18 protein-coding genes are annotated in these 24,916 nt (G+C 58.4%); 13 read left to right on the top strand and 5 right to left on the bottom strand.

From position 1 onward, the window contains the following. Nucleotides 1-63 precede the first annotated feature (63 nt). A complete protein-coding gene (locus JIN78_RS17700) occupies nt 64-867 on the bottom strand; it encodes a PEP-CTERM sorting domain-containing protein (RefSeq protein ID WP_200390699.1) in 804 nt (267 codons plus the stop codon). Between the two features lie 364 nt (nt 868-1,231). On the opposite strand from JIN78_RS17700, the gene JIN78_RS04260 reads away from it, so the two are divergent. After that, the gene (locus JIN78_RS04260; protein ID WP_200390698.1) at nt 1,232-3,025 is read left to right on the top strand and encodes an SLC13 family permease; all 1,794 of its coding nucleotides are present in this window, start codon (nt 1,232-1,234) and stop codon (nt 3,023-3,025) included. Nucleotides 3,026-3,088: 63 nt separating this feature from the next. Here the strand turns inward: JIN78_RS04260 and JIN78_RS04255 are convergent, their stop codons facing one another. Continuing rightward, nucleotides 3,089-6,307, bottom strand: coding sequence for a sulfatase-like hydrolase/transferase (locus JIN78_RS04255; RefSeq protein WP_200390697.1), 3,219 nt, complete (start codon nt 6,305-6,307; stop codon nt 3,089-3,091). 29 nt (nt 6,308-6,336) lie between these two features. Continuing rightward, on the bottom strand, nt 6,337-8,553 hold the full coding sequence (locus JIN78_RS04250; RefSeq protein WP_200390696.1) for a hypothetical protein: 2,217 nt from the start codon (nt 8,551-8,553) through the stop codon (nt 6,337-6,339). Nucleotides 8,554-8,818: 265 nt separating this feature from the next. Between JIN78_RS04250 and nuoB the strand changes: the two genes are divergently transcribed. The 3 genes from nuoB (at nt 8,819) to JIN78_RS04235 (ending at nt 10,760) form a co-directional block, all read left to right on the top strand. After that, nucleotides 8,819-9,364 carry an NADH-quinone oxidoreductase subunit NuoB gene (gene nuoB / locus JIN78_RS04245; RefSeq protein ID WP_200390695.1) on the top strand — a complete coding sequence of 182 codons (546 nt, stop codon included), beginning with the start codon at nt 8,819-8,821 and terminating at the stop codon, nt 9,362-9,364. Next, nucleotides 9,361-9,933: an NADH-quinone oxidoreductase subunit C gene (locus JIN78_RS04240; protein ID WP_234037787.1), complete on the top strand. Its 573-nt coding sequence runs from the start codon at nt 9,361-9,363 to the stop codon at nt 9,931-9,933. Before nuoB ends, JIN78_RS04240 begins: the two co-directional genes overlap by 4 nt. A 98-nt stretch (nt 9,934-10,031) precedes the next feature. Next, nucleotides 10,032-10,760: a rhomboid family intramembrane serine protease gene (locus JIN78_RS04235; protein WP_200390694.1), complete on the top strand. Its 729-nt coding sequence runs from the start codon at nt 10,032-10,034 to the stop codon at nt 10,758-10,760. Nucleotides 10,761-10,828: 68 nt separating this feature from the next. On the opposite strand, the gene JIN78_RS04230 is transcribed toward JIN78_RS04235, so the two are convergent. Continuing rightward, nucleotides 10,829-11,683, bottom strand: coding sequence for a protein-disulfide reductase DsbD domain-containing protein (locus JIN78_RS04230; RefSeq protein ID WP_200390693.1), 855 nt, complete (start codon nt 11,681-11,683; stop codon nt 10,829-10,831). A 55-nt stretch (nt 11,684-11,738) separates the two neighbouring features. Here JIN78_RS04230 and galE point away from each other — a divergent pair, with 55 nt between their 5' ends. The 9 genes from galE to JIN78_RS04185 all read left to right on the top strand — a co-directional run bounded on the left by galE (nt 11,739) and on the right by JIN78_RS04185 (nt 24,171). Beyond that, nucleotides 11,739-12,743 carry a UDP-glucose 4-epimerase GalE gene (gene galE / locus JIN78_RS04225; protein ID WP_200390692.1) on the top strand — a complete coding sequence of 335 codons (1,005 nt, stop codon included), beginning with the start codon at nt 11,739-11,741 and terminating at the stop codon, nt 12,741-12,743. Nucleotides 12,744-12,858: 115 nt separating this feature from the next. Further along, a complete protein-coding gene (locus JIN78_RS04220; protein ID WP_200390691.1) occupies nt 12,859-13,551 on the top strand; it encodes a prepilin-type N-terminal cleavage/methylation domain-containing protein in 693 nt (230 codons plus the stop codon). Between the two features lie 27 nt (nt 13,552-13,578). Continuing rightward, complete coding sequence (locus JIN78_RS04215; protein WP_200390690.1) at nt 13,579-14,295, top strand: type II secretion system protein; 717 nt, start codon at nt 13,579-13,581, stop codon at nt 14,293-14,295. A 21-nt stretch (nt 14,296-14,316) separates the two neighbouring features. Beyond that, the gene (locus JIN78_RS04210) at nt 14,317-15,228 is read left to right on the top strand and encodes a prepilin-type N-terminal cleavage/methylation domain-containing protein (protein WP_200390689.1); all 912 of its coding nucleotides are present in this window, start codon (nt 14,317-14,319) and stop codon (nt 15,226-15,228) included. A gap of 181 nt (nt 15,229-15,409) precedes the next feature. Beyond that, entirely contained in the window at nt 15,410-17,731 is a 2,322-nt protein-coding gene (locus JIN78_RS04205; protein WP_200390688.1) for a PSD1 and planctomycete cytochrome C domain-containing protein, read from the top strand. Between the two features lie 11 nt (nt 17,732-17,742). Next, complete coding sequence (locus JIN78_RS04200; RefSeq protein WP_200390769.1) at nt 17,743-19,074, top strand: DUF1501 domain-containing protein; 1,332 nt, start codon at nt 17,743-17,745, stop codon at nt 19,072-19,074. An 86-nt stretch (nt 19,075-19,160) separates the two neighbouring features. Beyond that, nucleotides 19,161-22,883: a PVC-type heme-binding CxxCH protein gene (locus JIN78_RS04195; RefSeq protein WP_200390687.1), complete on the top strand. Its 3,723-nt coding sequence runs from the start codon at nt 19,161-19,163 to the stop codon at nt 22,881-22,883. A 19-nt stretch (nt 22,884-22,902) separates the two neighbouring features. Continuing rightward, a complete protein-coding gene (locus tag JIN78_RS04190) occupies nt 22,903-23,778 on the top strand; it encodes a ThuA domain-containing protein (protein WP_200390686.1) in 876 nt (291 codons plus the stop codon). Between the two features lie 174 nt (nt 23,779-23,952). Then, nucleotides 23,953-24,171 (top strand): hypothetical protein, encoded by a 219-nt coding sequence (locus JIN78_RS04185; protein WP_200390685.1) that lies wholly within the window; start codon nt 23,953-23,955, stop codon nt 24,169-24,171. 87 nt (nt 24,172-24,258) lie between these two features. On the opposite strand, the gene JIN78_RS04180 is transcribed toward JIN78_RS04185, so the two are convergent. Next, nucleotides 24,259-24,916 (bottom strand): DUF6714 family protein (locus tag JIN78_RS04180; RefSeq protein ID WP_234037786.1); only part of this gene is annotated, 658 nt, incomplete at its 5' end.

The raw sequence follows: 24,916 nt of genomic DNA, 5'->3' as shown, positions 1-24,916 counted from the left end.
GGAAAGGCTCCCCCGTGGCGAGCAAAATGAAGCCCCAGGGCCGCCTACTATCCGACAGAACGCTCACCCCCTTCGCCTCCGCAAGAACGCGCAAGCACACCCAGCTCCAAAGAACCACACGCTCGAGGGCTCAGGCACCGAAGCGGAATCAGCGATGGTAAATCCGTCGGGCATCCCGGGGCCAAGAGGCAAGATCGTATGGTTATAGCTGGTGTCGTAGATTTCCAAGCGACCATGATTCGTGACATGGTCATCAATGATAAACTGGAAAGTAGAGAATTCATTTCCCGTATAATCATACTTAATCAAATAATTATCGCCTTGATAATTGGCCGAGACCCAGAGAAAGCCGTCCGGCCCAACCAGAGCCGACCCAATCACATCGCTGGTGAGAGCGGGATAAGTCTCCTCGGGATCAGCCCCTTCGGCAATATTTCCAACTCCAATGCGATGAAGCGGAGGAGGATCACCCGCACCTTGGCGAATCGCATCTGAGAAAATGTAATTCTCGTCGTTGTAATAAATCTCATTCCCAAAAACAAAGAGGCTTTGGTGAGAGCGGTCAGCCACCGTCTCATACAGAGAGGCCAATCCCGTCGCCGGATCGACCAGGTAAGAAGAAGTCGCCGTGCCTCCGTTGACGCCCCCCTCGGTGGCATAGAGATTTCCAGTGCCGGAGTCCAAAGCAAAACTGGCCGCGCCAAAAGCACCCCCGCTGGAAAACGTCAGCGGAAAAGAAGAAACCAAATTGAACTGATTGTCATAGGTCTCGAGCAGGCGCCCCCCGGCCGGAGCTTCAGCCAGGACATAAAACTGGCGGCTGGTCGCATTAAACTCGATGTCCTTGCCCGCAACGCCCGGAATCACGCTTGATTGCGGGTTTGCGGTCCCCACCCCCGTGATCCGGGTCAAACCAGTGGAATCTATCAAATAGGCGCTGTCGCCCGCGCCCCATGCAGTGAGGGAAGAAAAAGCGGCTAGGCAGGAAATAGAGAATCGCAGGTTCAACAAGGGAGGCTCGAACATGCCCGGCGGATACCACTTTTATGAAAAAAATCAATTTGAAAATTAATCGTTTTATCATTGATGCGTTAAAACAATTTTCCGTGAGATGAAATCAAAGAGGGGACTATCTATCAGCCCTCGGCAAACGCCGACGGACGAACAAATAGCATCTCGGAATGATTCCAGCCCCCACGATTTTTAAGGACAAAGAAGGGGTGCTTCTCCTATGCTTGAGCAGACCAAGATGGAGCACTTTCAAATCATTGCTGTCTTCCTCATCCTGGGGGGCACTTTTCTCTTTTTCGTCAAAGAATGGCTGCCCGCCGATCTCGTCGCCTTGGGGGCCTTCGCTCTCTGTATCATCTGCCAGATGCTCAGCGCCGAAGATGTCGCCAAGGTCTTCCAGAATGGAGCCCCCCTCACCATTGGAGCCATGTTTGTTCTCAGTGCGGCCCTTGCCCGCACGGGAGTGATCAACCAGCTCGCCCACGTCTTTCAGAAGATGGCAGGAAAGAGCGAGACCCGGGGCTTTGCCATCATGGCCCTCATCGTTCTACCGCTCTCCGCCTGCATCAACAACACGCCCCTGGTGGTGGTCTTCCTACCCGTGGTGCTGGCCTTTGCCCGCTCGGCGGACATCCAGGGCTCCCGCCTACTGATGCCTCTCTCTTTCCTCGCCATTCTCGGCGGCACCATGAGCCTCTTTGGCAGCTCCAGCAACATCCTCGTCGCCGGGGTCGCGACCGGCAGCGGGCTGGAGCCCTTCGGGGTCTTCGAGATCGCGCCCCTCGGCATTCTCTACGCCCTGATCGGCACCGCCTATCTTTTCACCATCGGCCGCAAGCTCCTCCCCGACCGCCCCACCCTCGCCACCCTTCTGCCCAACGATGACTCCCGGGACTTCCTCTCCAGCGCCACCGTCATGGAGGAATCCCCCCTAGTGGGCAAAAAGTTGGAGGACACCCCCCTGTGGAAGAGCAAAGCTTTCCGCGTCTTCTACCTCGTGCGACGGGGCCAGCGCATCGACACCTGGTCTCTGGGGGAGGAGATCCTCGAAGCAGACGACGTCCTCGTTCTCAAAGCCAGTCAACGGGGCATTGCCGAGATTGCGGAGTCCTCCCTCGTCACCTTTCACACCAGCCGGGACACCAAATCCAAGAGCCGCGTCCGCATCGCCGAAGCCATGATCGGCCCGCAATCCGACTATCTCGGTAAAAGCTTACGCGAACTCCGCCTCCACCAGCAATACGGCATCATCGTGGCCGCCCTGCACCGCAAGGGAGCCAATCTCTGGGAGCGGGAACTGGAAGACGTGCGCCTAAACCTGGGCGACACCCTGCTGCTGGAAGCCCCGGAAGCCAACCTCGCCCGCTTCCAGAACCTCCAGAAAGACCTCATCTTCCTCAATACCGAAGTGGAGCGCCCCTACCGCCGGAACAAAGCCCCCCTGGCCATCGCCATCATCCTGGCCGTGGTCATCCTCGCCGCCTTCGGGGTGCCCATCCTCTCGGCGGCCATCGTGGGCGCAGTGGCCGTGATGATCCTAGGTTGCGTCGATCCCCGCGAAGCCTACGACAGCGTGGAATGGCCCATTCTCTTCATCATCTTCGGCATGTTGGGCCTGGGACAAGCCATGGAAAATACCGGGGCCGCCAAGCTGGTGGCCGAAGGCGTTACCCAGTGGCTGAGCCCCTTTGGCCCCCTCATCGTGCTGGCCGTGATCTACCTCCTCGCCTCCACCTTGACCGAAATCGTCACCAACAACGCCGTGGCCGTGCTGATGACCCCCATCGTGATCACCATCGCGGAAGGAATGGGGGTCGATCCGCGCCCCTTTGTCGTCGCCATCATGTTCGGGGCCAGCGCCAGCTTCGCCACCCCCATCGGCTACCAGACCAATACCTACGTCTTCAGCGCGGGCGGCTACCGCTTTGCCGACTTCGTCAAAGTCGGCCTCCCCCTCAACCTCATCCTCTGGCTGGCCGCCGTGCTTCTCATTCCCCTCTTCTGGCCGTTCTAACCACAAGCAAGGGCCGTATGATTCAATTGTGGTAGCGGCGGACCCTGCCACAATTGAATCAACCTAGTTCAAAGAAACTTCAACTCGAAGAAAAAGACGGGAATCTACACCGCGATTGTCGAAATTCGTAATCTGCTCTCGACTGAGTTTAACCAAAAGCTCTCCTCCATTACCCGGATACTGGGAAATCATTTTCCATTCACTCAATTCTCGTGACAACCAGAGAGTGTAGTGTCGCCCGAGAAGACTTGGCCAACGGACTTCAAAACCATCAGCAACCTTCAGACCATGCAAAGAAAAAAAATCACTCCCATCAGCTAAATCACTTCCAAAAAGATACTCAACCCAATTGGATTGTTGATCTCCATCAAAATCATAGCTCGCGTCTTTTGGATCCTCCATTTCAAGGCCGTGCGCTTTTTCAATCGAATTGGGAAGACCATCACCATCATTATCGGGGTTCCGCCGAAAGAATCTTGAAGACTCCGTGTTTCTCAACTGATCAAGGATACTCCAATAGTCAACTTCAGAGAGTTCTGCAATTCGGGTTCGAATTTCCCGCTCACTATTCAGACCTTGAAGCAAGTTAAAATCCTCTCCTAGATCCTGATTCAGCTGAAAAAACTGCTTGGGAAAGCCTTGATTGGTCCCCGCCGCATTGGGAATCTGATTGTTCTGTGAATCCCAGGAATTGCTATTCCCACCACCCGAGGAATCGATAAACTTCCAACCTGTAGTCGATTTGAATGCCAAATCACCCCGTCCCGACGCTATCACTATTCCTTCACGACTTCCAGACGGCTTCTTTTGACCCCGCAAAATGTTCAAAAAGGATTCGCCATCTGGCGCGATTCCATCCGCAATATCATCCTGAAGCAAAGCAGCGATAGTCGCAAAAATATCCCCCTGCCAGACAAGATCGTCAACTCTGAGTCCCGGTGCTGCCTGTCCGGGCCAACGGACTATGAAAGGCACCCGAGTCCCTCCTTCCCAAACATCGCGTTTATTGCCCCGCAAGGCGGAATTCGAGTCCTTACCGAATGCAATCGCTTGTATAACAGCATCGTTTTCCGGACCGTTATCGGCCGTAAAAATCAGCAAGGTATTCTCCTTAAAACCATTGTTATCCAACGCGGAGATTACTCGCCCGACCCGGGCGTCTACTTCTCGCATCCAATCCCCATAATGAAAACCTCGACTGCTATCCTCTCCAACAAATGGTTGAGTTAACGCCCACGGTTTGTGAGGTGAATACAAGGAAACATAGGCGAAAAACGGATCAGGATCATTCGACATGGCTCTTTCCGCAAAATAAGATTCGACCTGCTCAATCATTATTGGTTCGGCATCGACTTGTCGATAACTAGGATCTCCAAGGGATGCCCGCGAATCTTTTGCTCCGACGACGGAAGAGTTCAACTCTCCCGTCGTAAGCCAAGTGAAGGAATCAGTTGCTGTTGCATTACGAAACCCGCCAGCACCAGCGTTCAAATTCTCATCCCAAATCTGAACCCGATCATCCTCAAGATAGACATACGGACCCATATTAATCGTCGTCGCCAAGCCTCGAAAGTAGTCAAAACCGTTCGCCACCGCGTGGTGTTCGACTGGCCGAGCCCAGTCAACATCCTGCGAATTTGTAGGATTCCCAGAAATCCTTTCCCCGGATGGGGAGTAAAATGCTCCTCCTAAGTGCCACTTTCCAAAAGCCGCCGTATCGAAATTATGCCCCTTCAAATACTCCGCCAAGGTTACATCTTCCGGTCGTGGTACTTCTTGGCCTCCCATAGTCCCACCGTAATGAAAGGTGATTCCATTGAATTCCCGCCAATTGTAACGACCAGTAAGCAAGGCATAACGGCTAGGTGTGCATATCCCGTTAGAAGAATGCCCTTGAGTAAAGAGAACTCCTTCTGCGGCGAGCTGATCGAGGTAAGGAGTCTCGGCCGGGCTGGGAGTTCCAAATAATTCACCATATGCGGAAACATCACCGATACCCAGATCATCAGCATAGATTATGACAACATTAGGAGTCCCCTTTTCACCAGAAAAGTCAGGGAAACTTTCCCCATCCTCCGGGTTGCTTCCGAAAGCAATCTCCGCTTCATCTCGATAACTATCACCATCGCTATCCACGAAAGGAAACGACGGACCCACGACAGGCAAAATGGAATTGGGATCGGTCCCAGCCATTATTTCTTCACCATCACTTTTGCTGTCTCCGTCGCTGTCAGCCACAAGTGGGTTAGTCGAGTCTCCAGGGGGTGAACCTAAAACGCCACCGGCCCAAGGATTTAGAGTTCCGTTGACTTCATCACCGTCGTTGATGCCATCATCGTCACTATCGTCATCATTAGGAATCGTCCGCCGATGAAACTCTTCCACATTCGTCAAGCCATCCAAATCGGGATCATCGCCTCCGCCTTGCAAAAGGAGTTCATCGTCATTCGCAACACCATCATTATTCCCAAAATACTGCTCTTCCCAAAGATCATCTAATTGGTCAGAATCACGATCTGTTTTAATCAGCGAATCAGTCGACACCAAAATAGATTGAAGGTCAAAACCCCCAAAATTCTGAGTACCATTCTGAGAAGTTACCGTCACCCGCATCCCTGCTCCAAAGTCGTCGAAGTCAAAACCAGTCTCATTCCAACTGGCTTCCCCCCCGATGATGGGATCACCTGAAACAGTTTCCAAGCCCTCGAGATGAAAACGAAAACCAAATTCATCGAGTATGATTTCAATTGAAAATCCGTCATTGATTGAAGCCCCAGTTGTCACTTCGAAAGGTAGCAGAGAGACCCCGCCGCCATTGTTGCCTCCCGCGCCCACTCCTAGACTAGGACCCAACTTGCCTCCATCAATGACCAAACCGAAAGAAGGCCCTCGATTATTCCAAAGCTGACTCCCGGAATTAGCCCCTCCCTCAGCCTCTTGAAAACCGATAAAGGCCCCATTGGAAGCGATTGCTCCCGAAGCCCCATCCAAAACAACCCTCAGAGAGAGCTTCTTTCCCACAAGCTGGGTGAAGTCAATCGTGCTCTGGGAGACGATTCCCGCTGTCGCACTGGTAACAGTTCCCCGATCAATAAGGCCAGTTTCCGGATTCCAACCAGGATTGCCTCTGCCATTATCGATCAACTGAAAACTGGCATTCTGATCATTTTCTACCCCATCGAAAGTCGCGTCCAAGAGCACCAACTGCGCGCAAACATTGGGCAACAGCCCCATGAGTAATCCCGCATAAATCCACCTCAACCTGAGAATCTGATATTTCATTCTATTGTTACATTTTAAACTATAATTTCTCATTCAACTTCTTCGAGACGATAAAAGGCCTTTTCGTCATCGGGCGAAGAATCTCCGAAAACATCTGAGGTTCCCGAAGCGAGACGAGGCCCCTCCACCACCTCGTCAAAAGCAAGCAAGTCCGCCCCTCGAACCAATCGGTAACTTTTATCCGGATGCAAACCTCCAAAATCGATAGAGAAGACACCTTCATCATAGTCGCAAGCCAACACCACAATCTGTCCTTCTGGCTCAATTTCCCTCACTTGCATAAAGGACAGATGACTCCCGGCGGTATTCCCGTTGGGCAAAATAATTTTTTGTGAGTAGACCTGATAAGATGAAACGGCAGTAAAGACTCCAGTGTAAAGTAAAGGAGGATTACCTGGTCCGCCATAAATAGTATTCGTCAAACCTACCGGGTCTCCAGAACTGTTTCCACCAAAAGAGTCATCAAGCCTCACATAGCGTCCAACAATGCTTGCGTCGGCCCTATCATCAACTTGCCCAAACTGGATCAGATAAGTCTTTCCTTCCGTTAACCCACCAATTGCAATTTTATCGTTAGAAGCTCCTCCTCCAGCGAACCAGAAATTCGTTACCAAGGGCACAATCTCGGGAACTTCACCATCATAAAATTGTGCCAAAGTGCCTCCAATCTGGCTTCCTAAGAAAGTCTTTACCCGCTCACTCCCCTTGTTACTTCCGGAACGTTGCACGCCCAGAAAAGGAATTCCATCAACAGTAAGATCAGAGCCATTATAGTTTTCGGCGAACTCAAGAGCCCCTTCGTTGCTTAGATCGGAAGCGGCATCAAATACCTCAGCGCTCCAATTCACAGAAGCAAAGACGGGGACCGATTCGGCGGACACCGGATCAGAATTTGATTCGATCTCAATGGCATCCTGAATACCATCAACATCAGTGTCGACCCGGTTCGGATCCGTCACCGAACCATTGCTGTCCTCGATTTCGGTTCGATCTGCAAGACCGTCTCCGTCACTGTCCATCGCCAAGGGATTGGTAGGATCTCCCGGAGGAGGGCCTAGGGCTCCACTCAAGTAAGGGTTGAGGGTTCCTTCCGTTTCCTGCACATTTGTGAGACCGTCCCCATCATCATCATTATTTGGATTGGCTGGCTCTCCGTCAATACCGTCATCTACGCCATCGCTATCTGTATCAGCCAATTTGGGGTCCGTCAGACCACCCGACACCTCTCCGCCATCCGAGAGCCCATCACCATCAGTATCAGCCAATAGGGGATTAGTCCCTTCCTCGTTAACTTCGACACCATCAGACAAACCGTCATCATCAGAATCCTCATCATTGGGGTCCAAGCCAAGGGAATACTCGGTTGAGTTATTGAGCCCATCAGAATCCGGATCTCCCATACCCGACTGAGGGGTCAGATCCGAATCTTCGATAACTCCATCATTGTTTCCAAAATGCCGGTCCTCCCAAGAATCTGGTAAATCATCACCATCGGAATCCAGACTTCCTATCATTTCTAGCTTAATCGAAGCAAGATCCAGTGTGCCCAGACCACTATTAGAATTTTGCCCAGTGACAGCTACTCGCATGGCAGTCGTGAACTCCTCGAAGGGGAAGGGAGTGTTCTCACTCGGTTCACCCCAGATCCCATCTCCGCCTGTGATGGCCACCCCTTCTCCAGTCTCGAGCCCCTCAATTTCAATGAGGTAACCTTCGGTGTCGATAAAAAGAAGAACGGTAAACCCGTCGTTCACCGACTCTGCAGTAGCTACCCCATAGTTTGGGTCTGTAAAAACTCCAATGGAATCCCGACCACCCGAGGAAACACCCCATAGAGCCCGAAACTTGCCACCATCAATGACAAGACCAAAGGACGGAGCAAGGTTATTCCACAGCTCGGACCCGGAATCTGTTCCTCCGTCCGCCTCCTGAAAACCCACGAAAATACCATTGGCCCCTATCACACCCGAGCCCCCATCCACAACCACCTCAAGGCGCAGGGCATTTTCACCTAGGAGGGTAAAATCAACGGTGCTTTCAGATACAATTCCCGCTGTAGCGGAGACAGCAGCACCGCGGTCAATGAGTCCAGTTTCCGCGTTCCACCCGGGAGAACTGCGGCCATTATCGATAACGTTAAAGGCGGCGTTAAGATCATTGTCGATACCATCGAAAGTAGCATCTATGAGAACTTGACCGTTTAAAAGTGGGAACCAGGCGAGTAGTGACAGAATAGGTTTTTTCATCTTTTTAGCTGAAAATAGGGAGGTTAGGAGAAAATCGAGGCTTGAAAAATTTTATCACTTAGTTTTAAAAAAAACATTTTTAACATTAAGTCAATCGAATTCCGCCTGACAATCGGATTGAACCCGTCTCGGCACTTCGAAAAATGACCAAGCCGACGCGCAGGGACACAACTTCGGCCGATCCGGGAGAGGCCACCGGAGACTTTGTGAAATTTTTCACAAAGGGGTTGTGAGACGCCCGCTGGTCAGTAAAGTGACGCCTGTTATGGTCACGAGTGACAGTTCCGGAGCTTCCGCTGAAGCGCATGCCGCCTACGATTCCAAGATCGAGGGCAACATCATCTTTACCCGCGTGGACACCGCCATCAATTGGATGCGGAAGAACTCGCTCTGGCCCATGCCCATGGGCTTGGCCTGCTGCGCCATCGAGCTCATGGCCACCGGGGCCTCGCGCTACGACATCTCCCGCTTCGGCGCGGAAGTGATGCGCTTTTCCCCCCGCCAGTCGGATGTCATGATCGTCTCGGGCACCGTGACCTACAAGATGGCCTTGGCGGTCAAACGCATCTGGGATCAGATGCCCGAGCCCAAATGGTGTATCGCCATGGGAGCCTGCGCCTCCTCCGGCGGCATGTATCGCAGCTACGCCGTGCTGCAGGGGATCGACAACCTCATCCCTGTCGATGTCTACATCTCCGGCTGCCCGCCCCGCCCGGAAGCTCTCCTCGAAGGCCTGATGCGCTTGCAGAAAAAGATCGAAGGCGAACAAACGCTCACTTCCAGCCGAAAAGACGACCCCGCCCACGCATGAATGCCGAATTGATTGCCTCCGATGCCGAGTCCCTGCGCGAGAAGCTGGGCGAGGCCGTGCTCGAAACCGTGGAATTCCGCGGCGAAACCACCCTCGTGGTCGCTCTCTCCTCGCTGGAAGCTGCCCTCAAAGAAGCCTTCGCCCTCGGTTACGACTTCCTTCTCGATATCTCCAGCATTGACCACGACCAGGAAGAGCCCCGCTTCGAAATGGTCTACGAGCTCGCCAATGTGGATGATTCCAAGCACCTCCGCATCCGCTCGCGAGTGGCGGAAGGCGAAAAAGTCCCTAGTGCGGTCGGCATCTGGAAGACCGCCAATTGGCATGAGCGCGAGGTCTGGGACATGATGGGCATCCCCTTCGAAAACCATCCCGATCTCCGTCGCATCCTGATGTGGGAAGGCTACCCCTTCCACCCCTTGCGCAAAGAATTCCCCCTCGCGGGCAAGCCCACCGAGATGCCCGACGTGGCCAATACCGGCGTGGCTCCCATGGAGGGAGGCCCCTTCGTCACCAGCCCCGGCAGCGACCGCGTCACTGGTGAGCCCCGCGCCAAGGGCGAGAGCTGAGGTCGCAAGCCTTCCCGGCCTTCCTGCCACCAGGGACAAAATTTTTTAAGGAAAACTTTCCATCGGAGTCGCTCCCCTTTACTGTGACTCACAATTCGATGGAGTTTCGTCCGAAACGTCTCCGTTTTCCGCGCCCGGGTTGGAATTTCCACACTCTCGTCCCCGCGACCCTGCTACTCATTTTTCTCCCTTGTCACCTCACCGGGGGAACGGGAGGCCCGCTCGCTCCCTGGTATCAAGTCTTCGGGCTCTCCCAAGACAACCTCTGGCCGGGGGGCCAAGCCTGGACCCTCCTCACCTACGCCTTCCTGCACGGGACCCCCCTCCACTGGTTCACCAACGCCTTTTTTATCTATTACTTTGGGGGACGCCTGCATGACATTTTTGGCGAGAAGGAAGTGTGGCGCACCGCCTTGCTGGCCACGTTGGGCGGCGGCCTCGCCCACGCCTTGGGCAATGACGGGCTCCTAGTGGGAGCATCGGGCGCAGGCCTGGGACTCTTCATCGCCTTGACCACCATTTCCCCCGAATCCCGCTTCTTTCCCCTCCCGGTGCGGGCCCGCAATTTGCGCGATGGCATCCTCATCGCGACAACCGCCCTCCTCGCCCTCTCACCCGCGCTGGGAATCCCTCTTCTGAGCGACTTGGGCCGGAGCCTGAGCCACCTGCTGGGACCCGAGATTTTTCAAATCGGCCACGCCTGCCACCTCGGGGGAGCCCTGGCCGGGATGGCAGCCATGCGCAAATACCACCGCAAGCCCATCACCCTCGCCCAACTGCGCAAGGAAAGAGCCGAGCGCGAAGCCCGCAACACTGACGCGGCCTGAGCCCGCCCCTCAAACAGATAGGTGCCCCCGGCCAAACCGCCGCCCAGCGCTCCCCACAATCCGCCCCCTCACGGCGCCGGATAGGCCAGCTCCAGCGTCCGCCAGCCTGCGGCCGTCCGCAGCACCCCCGGTAAAGTCTTCTTCCCGGCGGGACCAAAATCCGATCGCTGCAGGGTCACCCGCCATTTCCCAGCTTCGATTGCCTCCCATTTCTGAGGCTTCTCGGAGGAGACTTGACCGTCACTCGAATAAAAATAGGGACTGTCTTCCCCCTCCGGCAGAGACCCGCTGAATTCAAAAACAATCTCGTCCGCCTCCCGGACCGAGCGCAGACGGCCACTCTCCGCAGGCAGAGCACGGGGAAGCTCCTTCTCGGCGGCGGTAAAAAGCGGACCATTCTCGCCATGGCGCACACTCTGCTCCCCCACCGGCAAGGTGAGTGCCAGCGAGGTCTGCCCGGGATGGCAAGTCTGTGCACAAGCCATCCAAATCACCCCCGCCTCCAGGGTCACCCTTTCCACCGAGATCTCTGCCGTGGGGGTGATCTCCACCATCAACAAGACATCACGGTGAAAGCCGTGGGCGGGATGACCAGCCATATCGACCCGCTCGGGATAAGGCCACTGGATCTCGCTCGCCTCAAAGCCAAACGGGAGCTTCCATTCCAACTGGGTCGGCACCCCCACGATACCCGGATTGGCCCAGTAGGTGTGAAAATGGGAGTGATGCCGGATGTGCAAGCCCACCCGGAAGGGTTCGCCGGGAGCCATGACCGAGACTTCCGGGAGCAAAGCCAGCTCGACCCCCACTGGGGTCTCTCCCTCGTCGGCGGCCCGGAGTGATGCGACGAACGACGAGAGCAGGGTGATGATAATGAGAGTTTTGATACCTCCCCTACGCGAGAAAAGCCGCTCTGCTGTCAAACCAAGGAGGATTTGACAACCCGCCCCCGATCCCATTGCATTGTGGCCTCAAATCATGAGCAAACTCACTACCCTCGTCGTCGGCGGAGCCGGCTACATCGGCTCCCACACGGTGCGCCTCCTCGCTTCCCAAGATCGCGATGTCCTCGTCCTCGACAATCTCATCTATGGCCATCGCGACGCCCTCGTCGACGACTCCGTGCGCTTCATCGAGGGCAGCCTCGACGACCGCGACCTCCTCGACAAAATCTTCCGCGAAAACAAGGTCGACGTCGTCCTCCACTTCGCAGCCTTCATCAATGTGGGCGAATCGGTGAAAGACCCGCTCAAGTATTACCAAAACAACACCGCCGCCCCCCTCGTGCTCCTGGAAGCAATGCGCGACCACGGGGTGAAAGGCTTCGTCCTCTCCTCCACTGCCGCCGTCTACGGGGAGCCGGAAGCCGTGCCCATCGTGGAAGACCACTCCCTCCAACCCGTCAATCCCTACGGCTGGAGCAAGCTGATGCTGGAACAAATCCTCGCCGATTGCGACACCGCTTGGGGCTTGAAAAGCGTTTGCCTGCGCTACTTCAACGCCTCCGGCTCCTGGGGTGACGGTCTCATCGGCGAAGCCCACGACCCCGAGACCCACCTCATCCCCAACGTCTTGTTGGCCATCCAAGGAAAGATCGACACGATGACCGTCTTTGGCACCGACTACGACACTCCGGACGGCACTTGCATCCGCGATTACATCCACGTCGTCGACTTGGCGAAGGCCCATGCCAAAGCTCTCGACCACCTCAAGGAGGGCGGCGACTCCCTCCGCTGCAATCTGGGCACTGGCCTGGGAGTCTCGGTGCGGGAAATCCTCGATGCCGCCCAAGAGGTCACGGGCCAAGAAGTCCCCGTCGTTTACGGCGACCGCCGGGCGGGCGACCCGGCCCGACTCATCGCAGACCCCATCCGGGCGAAGGAGATTCTCGGCTGGGAGGCCGAACACAAGGATGCCAAGGCCATGGTGGAGTCCGCCTGGCAATGGATGACCGGCCCCCGCAACGGCCAATTCGAAAAGTGATTCGGTCATTCAAAGCGCTTTTCCAAAAAAAAAGGCCCAGAAAACTACTTTGTGAATACATTCCCTTGCTTTTAGCTGGCCACCGTCTAGGTTCTTTTGCAGAAACTCTACTCTCATGATGAGAAATAATTCCCTATCTCCAGCGCCGTCTCGCGGCTTCACCCTCATCGAGCTTTTGGTCGTCATTGGCATTATGGCTGTCATGCTCTCGGTGGCTGCCATCGGTATCCAGAATATCGACAAAGGCCAGGCCACCGTCAGTGGGCTTTCCCAAACCCAGGCCCTCATGGATGAAGCCCGCAACCTCGCCATTGGCCGCGGGACCCGGGCCCGCCTCTGCATCCATGCCGAATCCAACGAGGAAGACCGCTACCTCCGCTTCTTTGTCGTTGCCTATGAAGAAATCGAATACGACGACTCGGGAGAAGAAACCGGCCGCCGCTGGCGGGTCGCCTCCCGAGGCACCTTTCTTCCCACCGGCGTTTACTTCCACCCCACCTACAGCACGCAAGCGTCCAACCGGGTCGACGGACTGGGCACTTTCAATTCCAAAGACGAAGCCATCCGCTTTCCCGGTGACAGCCGCAGCACCCGCAACCCGAATTACTACTACTACGAATTCAATGCGGAAGGACTCTGCGTTGCCGAGGGAGAGAACGATCCTGGCGCAGCCTTCGTCCTCGCCCGTGGGGTGACCCGTCCCGGAGCGCAAGATCCGACCGTAATCGGCAAGGATGTTGCTGGCTTCGTGATCTGGCGCAATGGCCGCACTTCGCCCATTCGCGATACTGAGTTCATTACCAACTAATCACCTTCTAAATTCTCTCATTCAATCATGAAGAACCATTCCCGTTCCGGATTCACTTTGATGGAGACCCTCTTGGCAATTGCCGTGGTCGCCGTCCTCCTCACCACATTTCTGGCCGTCTTTGGACCAGCCACCAGCGGCATCAGCCGGGCCATCAGCGTGCAAGATGCCGATCGTCTCGCCTCCGCCCTTGAGAAAGAGCTGAGCACTCTGCGCGAAGATGAAACCGGCCAATACCAGACCGCCTTCGACAAAGCCTTCGAATGGATTTCCTCCTCGGGCTCCCTCGACAGCGCCGTCATCCTCTTCAACTACCGGGGTGACACCGCCCAAATCACCGACGGCCGCCTGGAGCCCTACACCAATACCCAAGGCTCTCCCGGGCAGGACTACCTCGTGCAGTCCGCCGTGCGCCGCTTGGGCGGGGGTGATTCCGATTTGGAACAATTGATGGAAGCGGTAGAAGGAAAAGTCTTCGTCGTTCGCATGCGCCAATTAGTGCGGGATGCCGATGGCGGGCTCGTCGCTGCGGAAGCAGGTGAAGGCCTCGTCAGCGCGGAAGGCAACAGCGCTTCCAATGCCGACAGCTTCGAGGATGCCGTCATCCCCTTCCAGGCTGACTTCTACCAACTGCCCGCCAATAGCTACCAGTATGTCTCCGGCCCCCTGTCCAAGGGTGGCTCCGACTTCGAGGGCACCTTGGGCTCGCCTCTCTTCTCGCGCTCGATGGCCGTGCGCCGCTAAAACCCACTCTTCAGCAACACCATGAAAACCTTTCCCACCTCTTCCCAATCATCCCGCAAGGGCTTCACTCTGGTGGAGCTCCTTGTCGCCCTCGCCGTGACAGCCATCATCATTTCCATGCTGGTGACCATCACCGCCACCGCGCTGGATGGCTACGCCACCAGCCGCAATCAAGTGAAGGCCGCCCGCGAAGCCAAGGCCGCCTTCGACCAGATGGCCCGCGATTTGGAATCCCTCGTCGTGCGCTCGGGCAACGACTTCCAGTGGCTCTGGATCTCCACCGAACGGAACCCTCCCGGCCCCAACGGCAATCCCAGCCCCAATGCTTCCCGCGCAGTCTTCTTCACCGCCGCCACCGACCGATACGATGGTGACCTGAACTCCAGCCAAGACCGCGGCGGCGACGTCTCCACCGTGGGCTACCGTCTCCTTTATCGGGACCCGGTCAGCGATACAGACAACGAAGACTTCGCCAGCTTCATCCTCTATCGCCAGCTCATCAACCCCGACGAAACCTTCGAGAACTTGCTCGGACAAGAGGACCTCGAGCAAGCTTACCGCGCTTACGAGACTGCGGAATCCGACCCCGAGAACTTCGTCTGTGAGAACATCTACGAATTCAGCCTCTCCTTCGTCATCGAATACACCGAGAACAACGTCACCCGCACCGAGCGCGTGCTCGTGGTCAACTCGGGAGGCAGCGACACCGTCGATGACTTCCGTCTGAGCGGCAATGGCATCCTTGCCGACAACGACAGTGACGCCCCTTACGCCAATGGCCGCATCGTGGCTGCCGACCTCTCGCTGACCGTCATCAACAACTCCGCGCTGGAAACCCTGCGCAACGGAAGCATGCCCCAAGGAGCCAAGCAGCAGCTGCTGGAGAAAAACAGCCACTATTTCTCCAAAACCATCCTGCTGCCCCAACCCTAAGGGGACCGCCACCAGCAAATTTTCCAAGGCCACCCGAGGCGACCCCGTCGCTCTCCGGTGGCCTTTTTCGTGCCCTCTTTTTCGCGAAAATCGTCAGAACCTAGGCAGACTTGGGAAGGATAGGGACTCTACGACCCGCTGCTGAAAGAAAAATCGCCAGTTCCCCGTTCGGTGGCCACTGGTGAAAATCATCTCTTCCATCGCCCTCTGGGGCACCCTGACCCTGCCCAGCCCGGCGCGCTCCGGAAGCACGGCAGACTCTCACTTCGTGGAGACCGTGCTCCCGATTCTGCAGACCGCTTGCTACGACTGTCACTCCCATGTCGGGGAAGAAGCCCGCGGTGGGCTGGTGGTCGACTCCCGGGCCGCCTTGCTGAAAGGGGGAGACAGCGGACCGGCCATCGTGCCCGGAGATCCCGCAGCCAGTGGCCTCATCCGCGCCATTTCCCGCCAGGATCCGGACACGCAAATGCCACCCAAGGATTCCGCCGCTCTCTCCCCGGAAGAAATCGCCCACCTCTCCCGCTGGATCGAGGAAGGGGCACCGTGGCCGGAAAGCGCCCGCACCGCTCCCGATCCTCTCTCCGAGGCAGAGAAAGGTGCCGAGCACTGGTCCTACCAGCCGCTGGCAAAGGTCGCCGTCCCCCGGGTGAAAAGCCCACAGTGGCAGGACTGGGCCCAAAACGAGATCGACCACTTCATCGCTTCCCGCCTGGAAGAAGAGACCGTCTCCCCCGGTCCGCCCGCCGATGGCCGCACCCTCGCCCGCCGCCTCAGCTTCGGCCTCACCGGACTCCCTCCCCAAAGCCAAGAAATCGCCCTCGCCGAGGAGGGAAAAATCACCGAACTAGTCGACCGCTACCTGGCCTCGCCAGAATACGGGCGCAAGTGGGGCCGCCATTGGCTGGACGTGGCCCGCTACTCCGATACCGCAGGTGACAATTCCGACTTTCCCATCCCGCAGATGTCCCTCTACCGCGACTACGTTATTCGTAGTTTCAACGAGGACCTCCCCTTCGACGAGTTCATCAAAGAGCAGCTGGCCGGGGACTTGATGGACTCGCAAGGAGACGAGGAAGTCTATCGCCGCCGCATCATCGCAACCAGCTTCGTGGCCAATTCCGTGCGCTTTTGCGATGACTTGAAGAATGACCTCCCCCTCGTCATCAGCGACAGCATCGATGCCATGGGGCAGGCCTTCCTCGGCATGCAGATGTCGTGTGCCAAATGCCACAATCACAAGTTCGACCCCATCCCGGCCAGTGATTACTACGGGCTTTATGGTTACTTCTCCTCGACCCGCTACCCCTACGCCGGCCGGGAAGGCCGCCAGGTGCCCTTCAATCTGGTCGCCACCACCCCCGACCCCGCCATCAATGCCAAGGTGGAGGAAGTCAACCGCTCGGTGAAAGAGCGGATCCTCGAGAGCGGCCGCATCAAGCTAACCCAAGGAGTGGGAGCCGAGATTGTGGCCGATCTCAAGGCCCAACACGCGCTCAGCGAGCTGGCCTTCGCCGTGAAAGACAGCGGGCAAGGACACGACGCGCCCATCCACCTGAAGGGCAATCACAAACGCAAGGGCCCCATCGTGCCCCGGGGTTTTCTCAGCGTCATTGCAGGAGAGGAAAAGCCGGAAATCCCGGAAGGCGAGAGCGGCCGTCTGCAACTCGCGGAGTGGATTGCCTCCGACGAGAACCCCCTCACCGCCCGCGTCATCGTCAATCGCGTCTGGGGTTGGCATTTCGGCCGGGCCCTGGCCGAGACCCCCAACAATGTCGGCATGTCCGGAGCCCTCCCCACCCACCCGGAACTGCTGGACTACCTTGCCGGCCGCTTCATCGCCTCGGGATGGTCGCTCAAGGAGCTCAGCCGCCTCATCCTGAGCTCCGCCACCTATCAGCAAGCCTGGCGCCCCGACTCCCAGGGACCGGTCAGCGACACCTCCAACAAACTCTGGTGGCGATTCGACCGCCGACGCCTGACGGCAGAGGAGCTGCGCGATGCCGCCCTCACTGCGGCCGGTCTGCTGGACCTCGCCAACCCCGGCCCCCATCCCTTCCCCGGTCTGGGCGAAGCCAACTACACCCAGCACAAACCCTACGAAGGCACCTTCCAGCACAACTTCCGCAGTGTCTTCCTAATGACTTCCCGCATCCGCCAGCAGGAGTTCCTCTCCCTCTTCGACGGAGCGGATCCGACCAATTCAACCGGTCAGCGGCGGACCAGCACAGTGCCCGTGCAGGCCCTCTACCTCCTGAATAATCCCCGCATGCACGAGTTTGCGGACGCCTTTGCCGAGCGACTGCTCTCCAGCGCCCGGGAGGCGGAAGACCGCCTCGCCGCAGCCTTTGCCATCGCCTACCAACGCCCCCCGGCGAAGGAAGAACGCGAGCTCATTTTCCAGCATTTCCCCGAACACGCGGACACAAGCAACGAGGCGGTCGCCTGGCAGACCCTCGCCCAAGCCCTCCTCCTCAGCAACGAGTTCGCCTATCTCGAATAATTTCTCAAGCCATGAACCACCTTACTGCCAGCCCTCACTTCTCCCGCCGACAATTCCTCCGCACCGGAGGGGCCGCAGCCGCCATGGCAGGCTTCGGAGGCCACGCCTTTGCCCGCACCGGCCCCCGGGCGGAATTGGTCCCCCACTTTGCCCCCCGGGCCAAGAACGTGATCATGATTTTCCTCTCCGGAGGAGTCTCCCATGTCGACTCTTTCGACCCCAAGCCCGGGCTCGCCCAGCTGGACGGCAACTACCTGCCCAGCCCCTGGACGGCCTCTCCCGCCGGAAAAAATGGCACCCTGACCACCGACCTTTTCCCCGAAGTCTCCCGCTGCATCGACGACATCACCTTGATCCGCTCCATGCACGGCGACCACAACAACCACACGGCGGCCACCCTCGGCATGCACACCGGCTCGGTCACCACCCCGCGCCCCAGCCTGGGAGCGTGGATCAGCTACGCCCTCGGTAGTAGCAACCCCAATCTCCCGGGGCATATCGTGCTGGCCAAGGAGCCCTCCTACTCCGGCTCATTGGCCTGGGACTCCAACTTCCTCCCCGCCAACCACCAGGGCGTGCTGGCCCGCCCCGGAGCCGAGCCCATCCGCAATCTGCAACCCGCGCGCGCAGCGAGCCAACCGGCCCTGCTCAACATGGTGGCGGGGCTCAATCATCACCACGCCGCCAGCCGCCCGGATAGCAACCTCCTCGCCCGCCAGCAATCCTTCGAGACCGCCGCCGCAATGGAACTGGCGGCCCCCACCATCTTCGACTTTGCCCGCGAAAGCGAGTCCACCAAGGAGCTCTACGGCCTCAATCACTCCGCAACGGAAACCTTTGCCTGGCAATGCCTCGCCGCCCGCCGGCTGGTCGAGTCGGGAGTGCGCTTTGTGGAGCTCTTCGATACCGGTTCCCACAAGAACTGGGACGGGGCCCATGGCAACTTGCTCAGCCACCAACCCTTGGCCGACGCCATTGACCGCCCCATCGCCGGGCTCTTGAAGGACCTCAAACAACGGGGCTTGCTTGACGAAACCCTCGTCATCTGGTGCTCCGAATTCGGCCGCACCCCCAAGGCCGAGGGCAGCAAAGGACGCAACCACCACAGCAAAGCCTTCACCACCTGGCTGGCCGGAGGCGGCACCAAGCGCGGCTACGTCCACGGGGCCACCGACGAGAGCGGCAGCAAAGTCATCTCCGGACACGTCCACACCCACGACTTCCACGCCACCATCCTGCATGCCCTGGGGCTCGACCACGAGAAGTTGACCTACCACCACAACGGGCGCGACTTCCGCCTCACCGATGTCGCGGGCAAGGTGGCCCACGAGGTTTTTGCCTGATCTTTCAGGGCAATCCTACCCCCTCGCGGAAGTTCATGGCCGGAGGCTTTTCTTTCGTGAGCCTGTCAAACCGGCACCAATCATTCATGACCAAACGACTCGTAAGCGGCCTGCTTCTGGGCCTCACTCCCTCGCTATTCTCCCAAGGACAACTCCTCGAAAAGGACGATCACGTCGTCTGGATCGGCAACACCTTCGCCGAGCGGATGCAATATTTCGGAGAGGTCGAGACCTCGCTCCACGCTCGCTTCCCCTCCCACAACCTCACTGTCCGCAACCTCGCTTGGCCCGCTGATACCGTCAGCCTCCAGCCGCGGCCTCCCCAGTTTGGCGATACCCACCACTATCTGGGCGAGGTCAAAGCCGATGTCATTCTGGCCTGCTTCGGCTTCAATGAAACCTGGGAATACGGCGGCGAGGACGGGCTCCCCCGCTTCCGGAAAGACCTGGCCGCCTTTCTCTCCGAGCTGCAGAAGCACCACTACAATGGTGAGTCAGCGCCGGATATCGTCCTCTACTCCCCCCTCGCGGTGGAGGACGAACGCGTCCCCGACAAAGACGAGCGCAACCGCCTCCTCGCCCTCTACCGCGATGCCATGGCCGAGGTCGCGGCCACAAAGAATGTCCCCTTCGTCGATCTCTTCACCCCCTCCCAAGCCCTCTTCCAAAAGGACAATCCCGGCGGAGCCTGGACGATCAACGGCATCCACCTCACCCCCGGGGGCTATCGCGAGCTTCTCCCCCATCTCCTGCCCCATCGCCTTTTCCCGCAAGAACAAGACCTCAGTGAGGAAGTTCGTAGTAATCTGCAACGGGAAGTGATCGCCAAGAACGAGGTCTTCTTCGAGTGGTTCCGCACCGTCAATAGCTTCTACATCCACGGAGAGCGCAAGCACCCCTTCGGCGTGACCAACTTCCCCGCCGAGCGGAAAAAGCTTCGTCAAATGGCGCGCCTGCACGACGAGAGAATCTGGCAAAGCGCCCGCGGAGAAGAACTTCCCGCGAAGGCCGATTACTCAAATACCGAGCAGATTGCGGCCAAAATTGTCTCCCCCCGGGCAGTCTCGGAGCTCTTGGACCCCGCCGAAGAGCGAAAGACCTTTCGCGTGCAGGACGACTATGAAGTCGAGCTCTTTGCCAGTGAGCAGGACTTTCCCGACCTCAAGAATCCGGTCTGTTTCCTCTTCGATGCCAAGGGCCGCCTCTGGGTCGCCACCATGCCTTCCTATCCCCATGCCCTGCCGGGAGAAAAGCCCGACGACAAAATCCTCATCCTGGAAGACACCGACAACGATGGACGCGCGGACAAGCAAACCGTCTTTGCCGATGGACTCTATCTCCCCCTCGGCTTCGAGCTCGGCACCGAGGGAGTCTACGTTTCCCAAGAGCCCAATCTCGTCTATCTTCACGACCGCGACGGCGATGACCGCGCGGATGAAACGACCATTCTTTTCCATGGCTTTGGTTCCGAGGACAGCCACCATGCCATCCACAACTTCGTCTGGGGACAGGACGGCGCTCTCTACATGCAGGAGAGCGTCTTCCAACACTCCCAAATCGAGACCCCCCACGGCCCCCGCCGCACCGCTGACAACGGGATGTTCCGCTACGATCCCCGCACTGGCGAGCTGGATGTAGTCAGCCGCCGCCCCCCCGGAGGCAATCCCTGGGGACATGCCATCAACAAATGGAAAGAACACCTCTACGTGGGCGATTACCTCAACCCCGCCATGGTCAATCAGCCTCACTACCCCGGCTTTGGAGCCAAAGCCTTGCGCGTCACCGAGGACACCCGCTTCTGCGGCCAGGAATTCATCTCCAGCCGCCATTTCCCCGAGGAACTACAAGGCAAGGTCTTTTCCAACATCTACAAAAACTACCACGGCGTCTTGCTGGAAGACTGGAAAGAAGAGGGCAGCGGATTCGACCACAAGAATCTGGGCGAAGTGATGGAAGCCCGCAACCAGAGCTTCATCCCCGTGGACCTGAAGTTCGCCCCCGATGGCTCGCTCTACGTGGTTGATTGGTATAATCCCGTCCTCGGCCACATGCAGTATTCCCTGCGCGACGAACGCCGCGACTACGACCACGGCCGTATCTGGCGCATCACGGCGAAAGGACGCGACCTCGTGGAACCCGCCAAGATCGCCGGCCAAGACGCCCCCGCCCTGCTCGCCCTCCTCAAGACCTACGAAAACCGCACCCGCTACCGTGTGCGCCGCGAGCTCTGGAAGCTGAGCGATGAGACCCTGCAGCCCGCCCTGACCGCCTGGGTGCAGGCCCTCGACCCGCAGCGCGAAGACTTTGCCCTCCACCAGATGGAGGCTCTCTGGCTGCACCAGCAACGCGGCTGGGTGAACGAAGAGCTGCTGCAGGCTTGCCTCACCTCGCCCGTGCACCAGGCCCGCTCCGCAGCCACCCAAGTCCTCGCCCGCTGGTGGCCGGACCTCTCGCAAGCCAAGGAGCTCTTCCTCCAACAAGCGCGCGACAGCCATCCCAAGGTGCGCTTGGAAGCCGTCGTCGCCGCTACCTGGGCCTCCCCCGAGATCGCCGTGCCCGTGCTCGAAGCCATCGGCGACCAACCTCGCGACAAACATTTGGAAGCCGCCTACCAGAATGCCGTGCAAGCGCTGGAGCCCGTCCTCGCCGACCACCCCATGATGGTCGAGCCCGCACGTTTGGCAAAAATGGCCCTCACCCCCACCGTGCAACAGGCCCTCGTGCGCCGCGCCGGACTACCCGCCGAACTGCGCCACAAAGCTCTGACCTATCAGGCCGAAAAAACACAAGCCCCCCTGGCTGACACCCTCCTGGCCATCATCACCGAGGTCGACACCCGCCAGAGCGACTCCCTCCCCGACTGGTTGCAGCTCCTGAATCACTGGACCGGAGACCCCCTCGAGCTGCCCCTGCCGGCCCTCGATGACGCCCTGGCGCAAGCCCAGAGCGCACAGACCCGCGAGGCTCTCCATGCCCAGAGACTGCAGCAAACCCGCCAACTGCTGACCGAGGAAGCCGAGGCCGTGCGCAGCGTGGCCCGCATCGCCTCACCCAGGGTGCGCAGCGCCTTCACCCAAGAGCTCCTCGCCTTGGCCAAAGACAAGGACCTCGCTCCCACCCTCCGCCAGGCCGCCATCCATTCCCTGGGCGCAGCACCCGGCTACCAAGAGGAAATCTTCACCCTTCTCGCCCACGAGCTCTGGCCTCAGGAAGCCTACACCGCCGCCGCCGCCCAAGCCCTGCTGACCCGTGGCGCAGACAACTGGCCCACCGAGAGCCCGGCCAAACTCCTGCAGGCGCGCCTGCAAACCCTGCGGGAGACCCCCGTGGCCCACCGGGGCGAGCCCGCCTTCGTCCTCTCCAACCAACTGTTGCAGGCCCTCGCCCGCGATGACGGGCAGGACGCTCTCGCCGCCGCCGCTGCCGACCTCAGCCTGCGCCTAGCCACCATCTCCACCGTGCCGGATCAGCTGAAATTCGCAGAGGAAACCGTGACAGTGGAAGCCGGAGTCCCCCTCGAGCTACGCTTCCACAACATCGACGGCCTCCAGCACAACGTGGTCATCGGCACCCCCGGCTCTTTGGAAAAAATCGGCAACGGCGTCGATACCCTCCTCGCCGATCCCACCGCCATGAGCCGCGACTGGATCCCGGATATGGAGGAGGTCCTCTTCCACACCCCCATGGCCGATGGCGAGGAAACCGTCGTAGTGCGCTTCCGCGTGCCCAGCGAGCCCGGCCGCTACCCCTACCTCTGCACCGTGCCTGGCCACTGGCGGGTCATGAAGGGTTACCTCGTTGTGAAGTGAATCCCAGCCACCGACCCAGATGAAAACACTGATCCTCCTTCTCCTCAGCTGCACCGCCACCCTCCTCGCAGCCGAGCGCCAGCAGGTCCTCATCGTCACCGGGGAGCCCGAGTATGGCTCGGCAACCACCCTGGGGCGCATTGGCCGCATCTTGCAGGACGAGCATGACTTGGACGTGGTCCACCTCCGGGCAGAGAAACAAGGAGAAACCGACCACCTCCCCGGCCTCCAGAAAGCGCTCGCGGAGAGCGACCTCCTCATCCTCTACCTACGCTTCCTCATTCTCCCCGAAGCCCAGGTCACCGCCCTCGCGGATTATATGGAAAAAGGCGGGAACTACTTCGCGGTGCGCACCAGCACCCATCCCTTCCGCTACCCCGCCGGCCACCCCTTGGAGGAAGAAAACGAAGCCTTTCCCCTCCGCTTCTTTGGCACCCCCTATCGCGGTCACCACGGGCACCAGACCAGTCAGGTCAATTCCGTAATGATCGCCCGGCACCCCATCCTACGTGGCGTGGAACCCCGCTTCTGGACCCCCGACTTCGTCTACGGGGCCAATCCCCTCGCGGGCCAAGTGACCCCCCTCGTCATTGGCCAGGCCCTGCAGGGCACCGGTCAAGCCGAGCTCGTCAGCGACCTAGGCGAAGGTTTCCTCCAGCGCAACCACTGCCACATCCTTGCCGAGAAAGACGCCACCCGCCTCATCGGCAGCCCCCACCCCGTGGTCTGGACCATCGCGGACTTCCCCGGACGCGGCCTCGTCAGCACCATCGGTGCCCGCAAGAGCTTCGACGACCCTAGCGTCACCCGGCTCTTCCTCAACGGCGCCTTCTGGTGCCTGGGCCGGGAAGCGGAGATCCCCCCCGCAGGCCTCCCCATCCCCCCCGGCAACTGATAAAATCCGCCCGCTCAATCGCGCAAGTTGCATGGTGCATGCTTGCGCGATCACAGCTGGGGCCGCCGAGAAAGACTCCCCTCCCCCTCGCTCCATCTCGATAACCTGCTTATCACAAGACACCCGGAAACTCCACCAACCACTTGGCCCGGCAATAGCAAAGAGAAGCTTGCTATGAAAATCACCGCCTATCTCATCGGTTCTCTACTCGTCATTGGAGGCATCATCTACGGCGCCATGGCCCTCGGCGTCCCCCAAGTCTGGCTCATCGTCATCGCCCTCATCGCCACCGGCATCGCCATCACCTCCGCCGCTGGCAAAGTCGTGCGCACTCGCAAAACCGAAGCCAACGCCGACGGATCCACCCGCGAAGTGGAAACCGTCAAACAATAAGCCACCGGATCGAGTCCCGCGGGCACCCTCCCTCCTCGCTGAGCGGAAGCAGAAATCGCGAAGACGCCGTTTTTCGCGCCAGATAGCCTAACCGCTTGTCCAGAAAACACGTAGGGCTCGTTCAATACTTGGACGTTCAAACCCGTATTCTGGGTCCTCGCGAAGAAACAGAAGATACGTCCTGACCACAGCCCGCTGTTCTCGTGAAAAGAGCGAATACTGCTCTCTGCATTGCTGTGTCAGATACGTTAGGCTAAAATCTACCTCAAAATTATATTCTCCCCGCAGATCTGAAATCAGATAGGCTGGCAGGTGAAAGCGCATTCCCTCAGCGTCAAAAAAACTCAAACTGCTATTACAAGCATTCAGTTGATCAGACGTAATCGCCGACCAATCCTCCTTCTCGTCGCCCTCACGATATTGTGCACAGGTAGCTTCATCCTCATAATCATCCAACCCTTGTGCTTCTCGCAGCCCCACCCCTTCACCAAGCGTTACCCCTGCGAAGGCGACTTCGATACTCCGGATGATCTCATCAGCGACCTTGCTCCTCTCCAAATCGCGCTTGGCCTCCTCAATTGTGACGGAGTCATAACCCAAGGACCTCATTTCCACGATGTCGCTTTCCGAGGCTCGTCTCATTCTCCAATTGAGGTGGACCCCGAAAATCGGGCCAGGGGTTAAGCGATAATTTTGGTGGTGAGGAACGGCGAAAAACGCCAAACCCAACCCCATAAAATGAAAG

This window comes from Roseibacillus ishigakijimensis (assembly GCF_016595415.1).
Lineage (GTDB): Bacteria > Verrucomicrobiota > Verrucomicrobiia > Verrucomicrobiales > Akkermansiaceae > Roseibacillus > Roseibacillus ishigakijimensis.
The sequence above is the reverse complement of the archived record's forward strand: the minus strand, read 5'-3'. Positions and strand labels throughout refer to the sequence as shown.

Excerpts from the sequence above, each read along its gene's own strand:
- JIN78_RS04260 (WP_200390698.1), top strand. The coding sequence starts at position 1,232 with ATGCTTGAGCAGACCAAGATGGAGCACTTTCAAATCATTGCTGTCTTC.
- JIN78_RS04255 (WP_200390697.1), bottom strand. The coding sequence starts at position 6,307 with ATGAAATATCAGATTCTCAGGTTGAGGTGGATTTATGCGGGATTACTC.
- JIN78_RS04250 (WP_200390696.1), bottom strand. The coding sequence starts at position 8,553 with ATGAAAAAACCTATTCTGTCACTACTCGCCTGGTTCCCACTTTTAAAC.
- nuoB (WP_200390695.1), top strand. The coding sequence starts at position 8,819 with ATGGTCACGAGTGACAGTTCCGGAGCTTCCGCTGAAGCGCATGCCGCC.
- JIN78_RS04240 (WP_234037787.1), top strand. The coding sequence starts at position 9,361 with ATGAATGCCGAATTGATTGCCTCCGATGCCGAGTCCCTGCGCGAGAAG.
- JIN78_RS04235 (WP_200390694.1), top strand. The coding sequence starts at position 10,032 with ATGGAGTTTCGTCCGAAACGTCTCCGTTTTCCGCGCCCGGGTTGGAAT.
- galE (WP_200390692.1), top strand. The coding sequence starts at position 11,739 with ATGAGCAAACTCACTACCCTCGTCGTCGGCGGAGCCGGCTACATCGGC.
- JIN78_RS04220 (WP_200390691.1), top strand. The coding sequence starts at position 12,859 with ATGATGAGAAATAATTCCCTATCTCCAGCGCCGTCTCGCGGCTTCACC.
- JIN78_RS04215 (WP_200390690.1), top strand. The coding sequence starts at position 13,579 with ATGAAGAACCATTCCCGTTCCGGATTCACTTTGATGGAGACCCTCTTG.
- JIN78_RS04210 (WP_200390689.1), top strand. The coding sequence starts at position 14,317 with ATGAAAACCTTTCCCACCTCTTCCCAATCATCCCGCAAGGGCTTCACT.
- JIN78_RS04200 (WP_200390769.1), top strand. The coding sequence starts at position 17,743 with ATGAACCACCTTACTGCCAGCCCTCACTTCTCCCGCCGACAATTCCTC.
- JIN78_RS04195 (WP_200390687.1), top strand. The coding sequence starts at position 19,161 with ATGACCAAACGACTCGTAAGCGGCCTGCTTCTGGGCCTCACTCCCTCG.
- JIN78_RS04190 (WP_200390686.1), top strand. The coding sequence starts at position 22,903 with ATGAAAACACTGATCCTCCTTCTCCTCAGCTGCACCGCCACCCTCCTC.
- JIN78_RS04185 (WP_200390685.1), top strand. The coding sequence starts at position 23,953 with ATGAAAATCACCGCCTATCTCATCGGTTCTCTACTCGTCATTGGAGGC.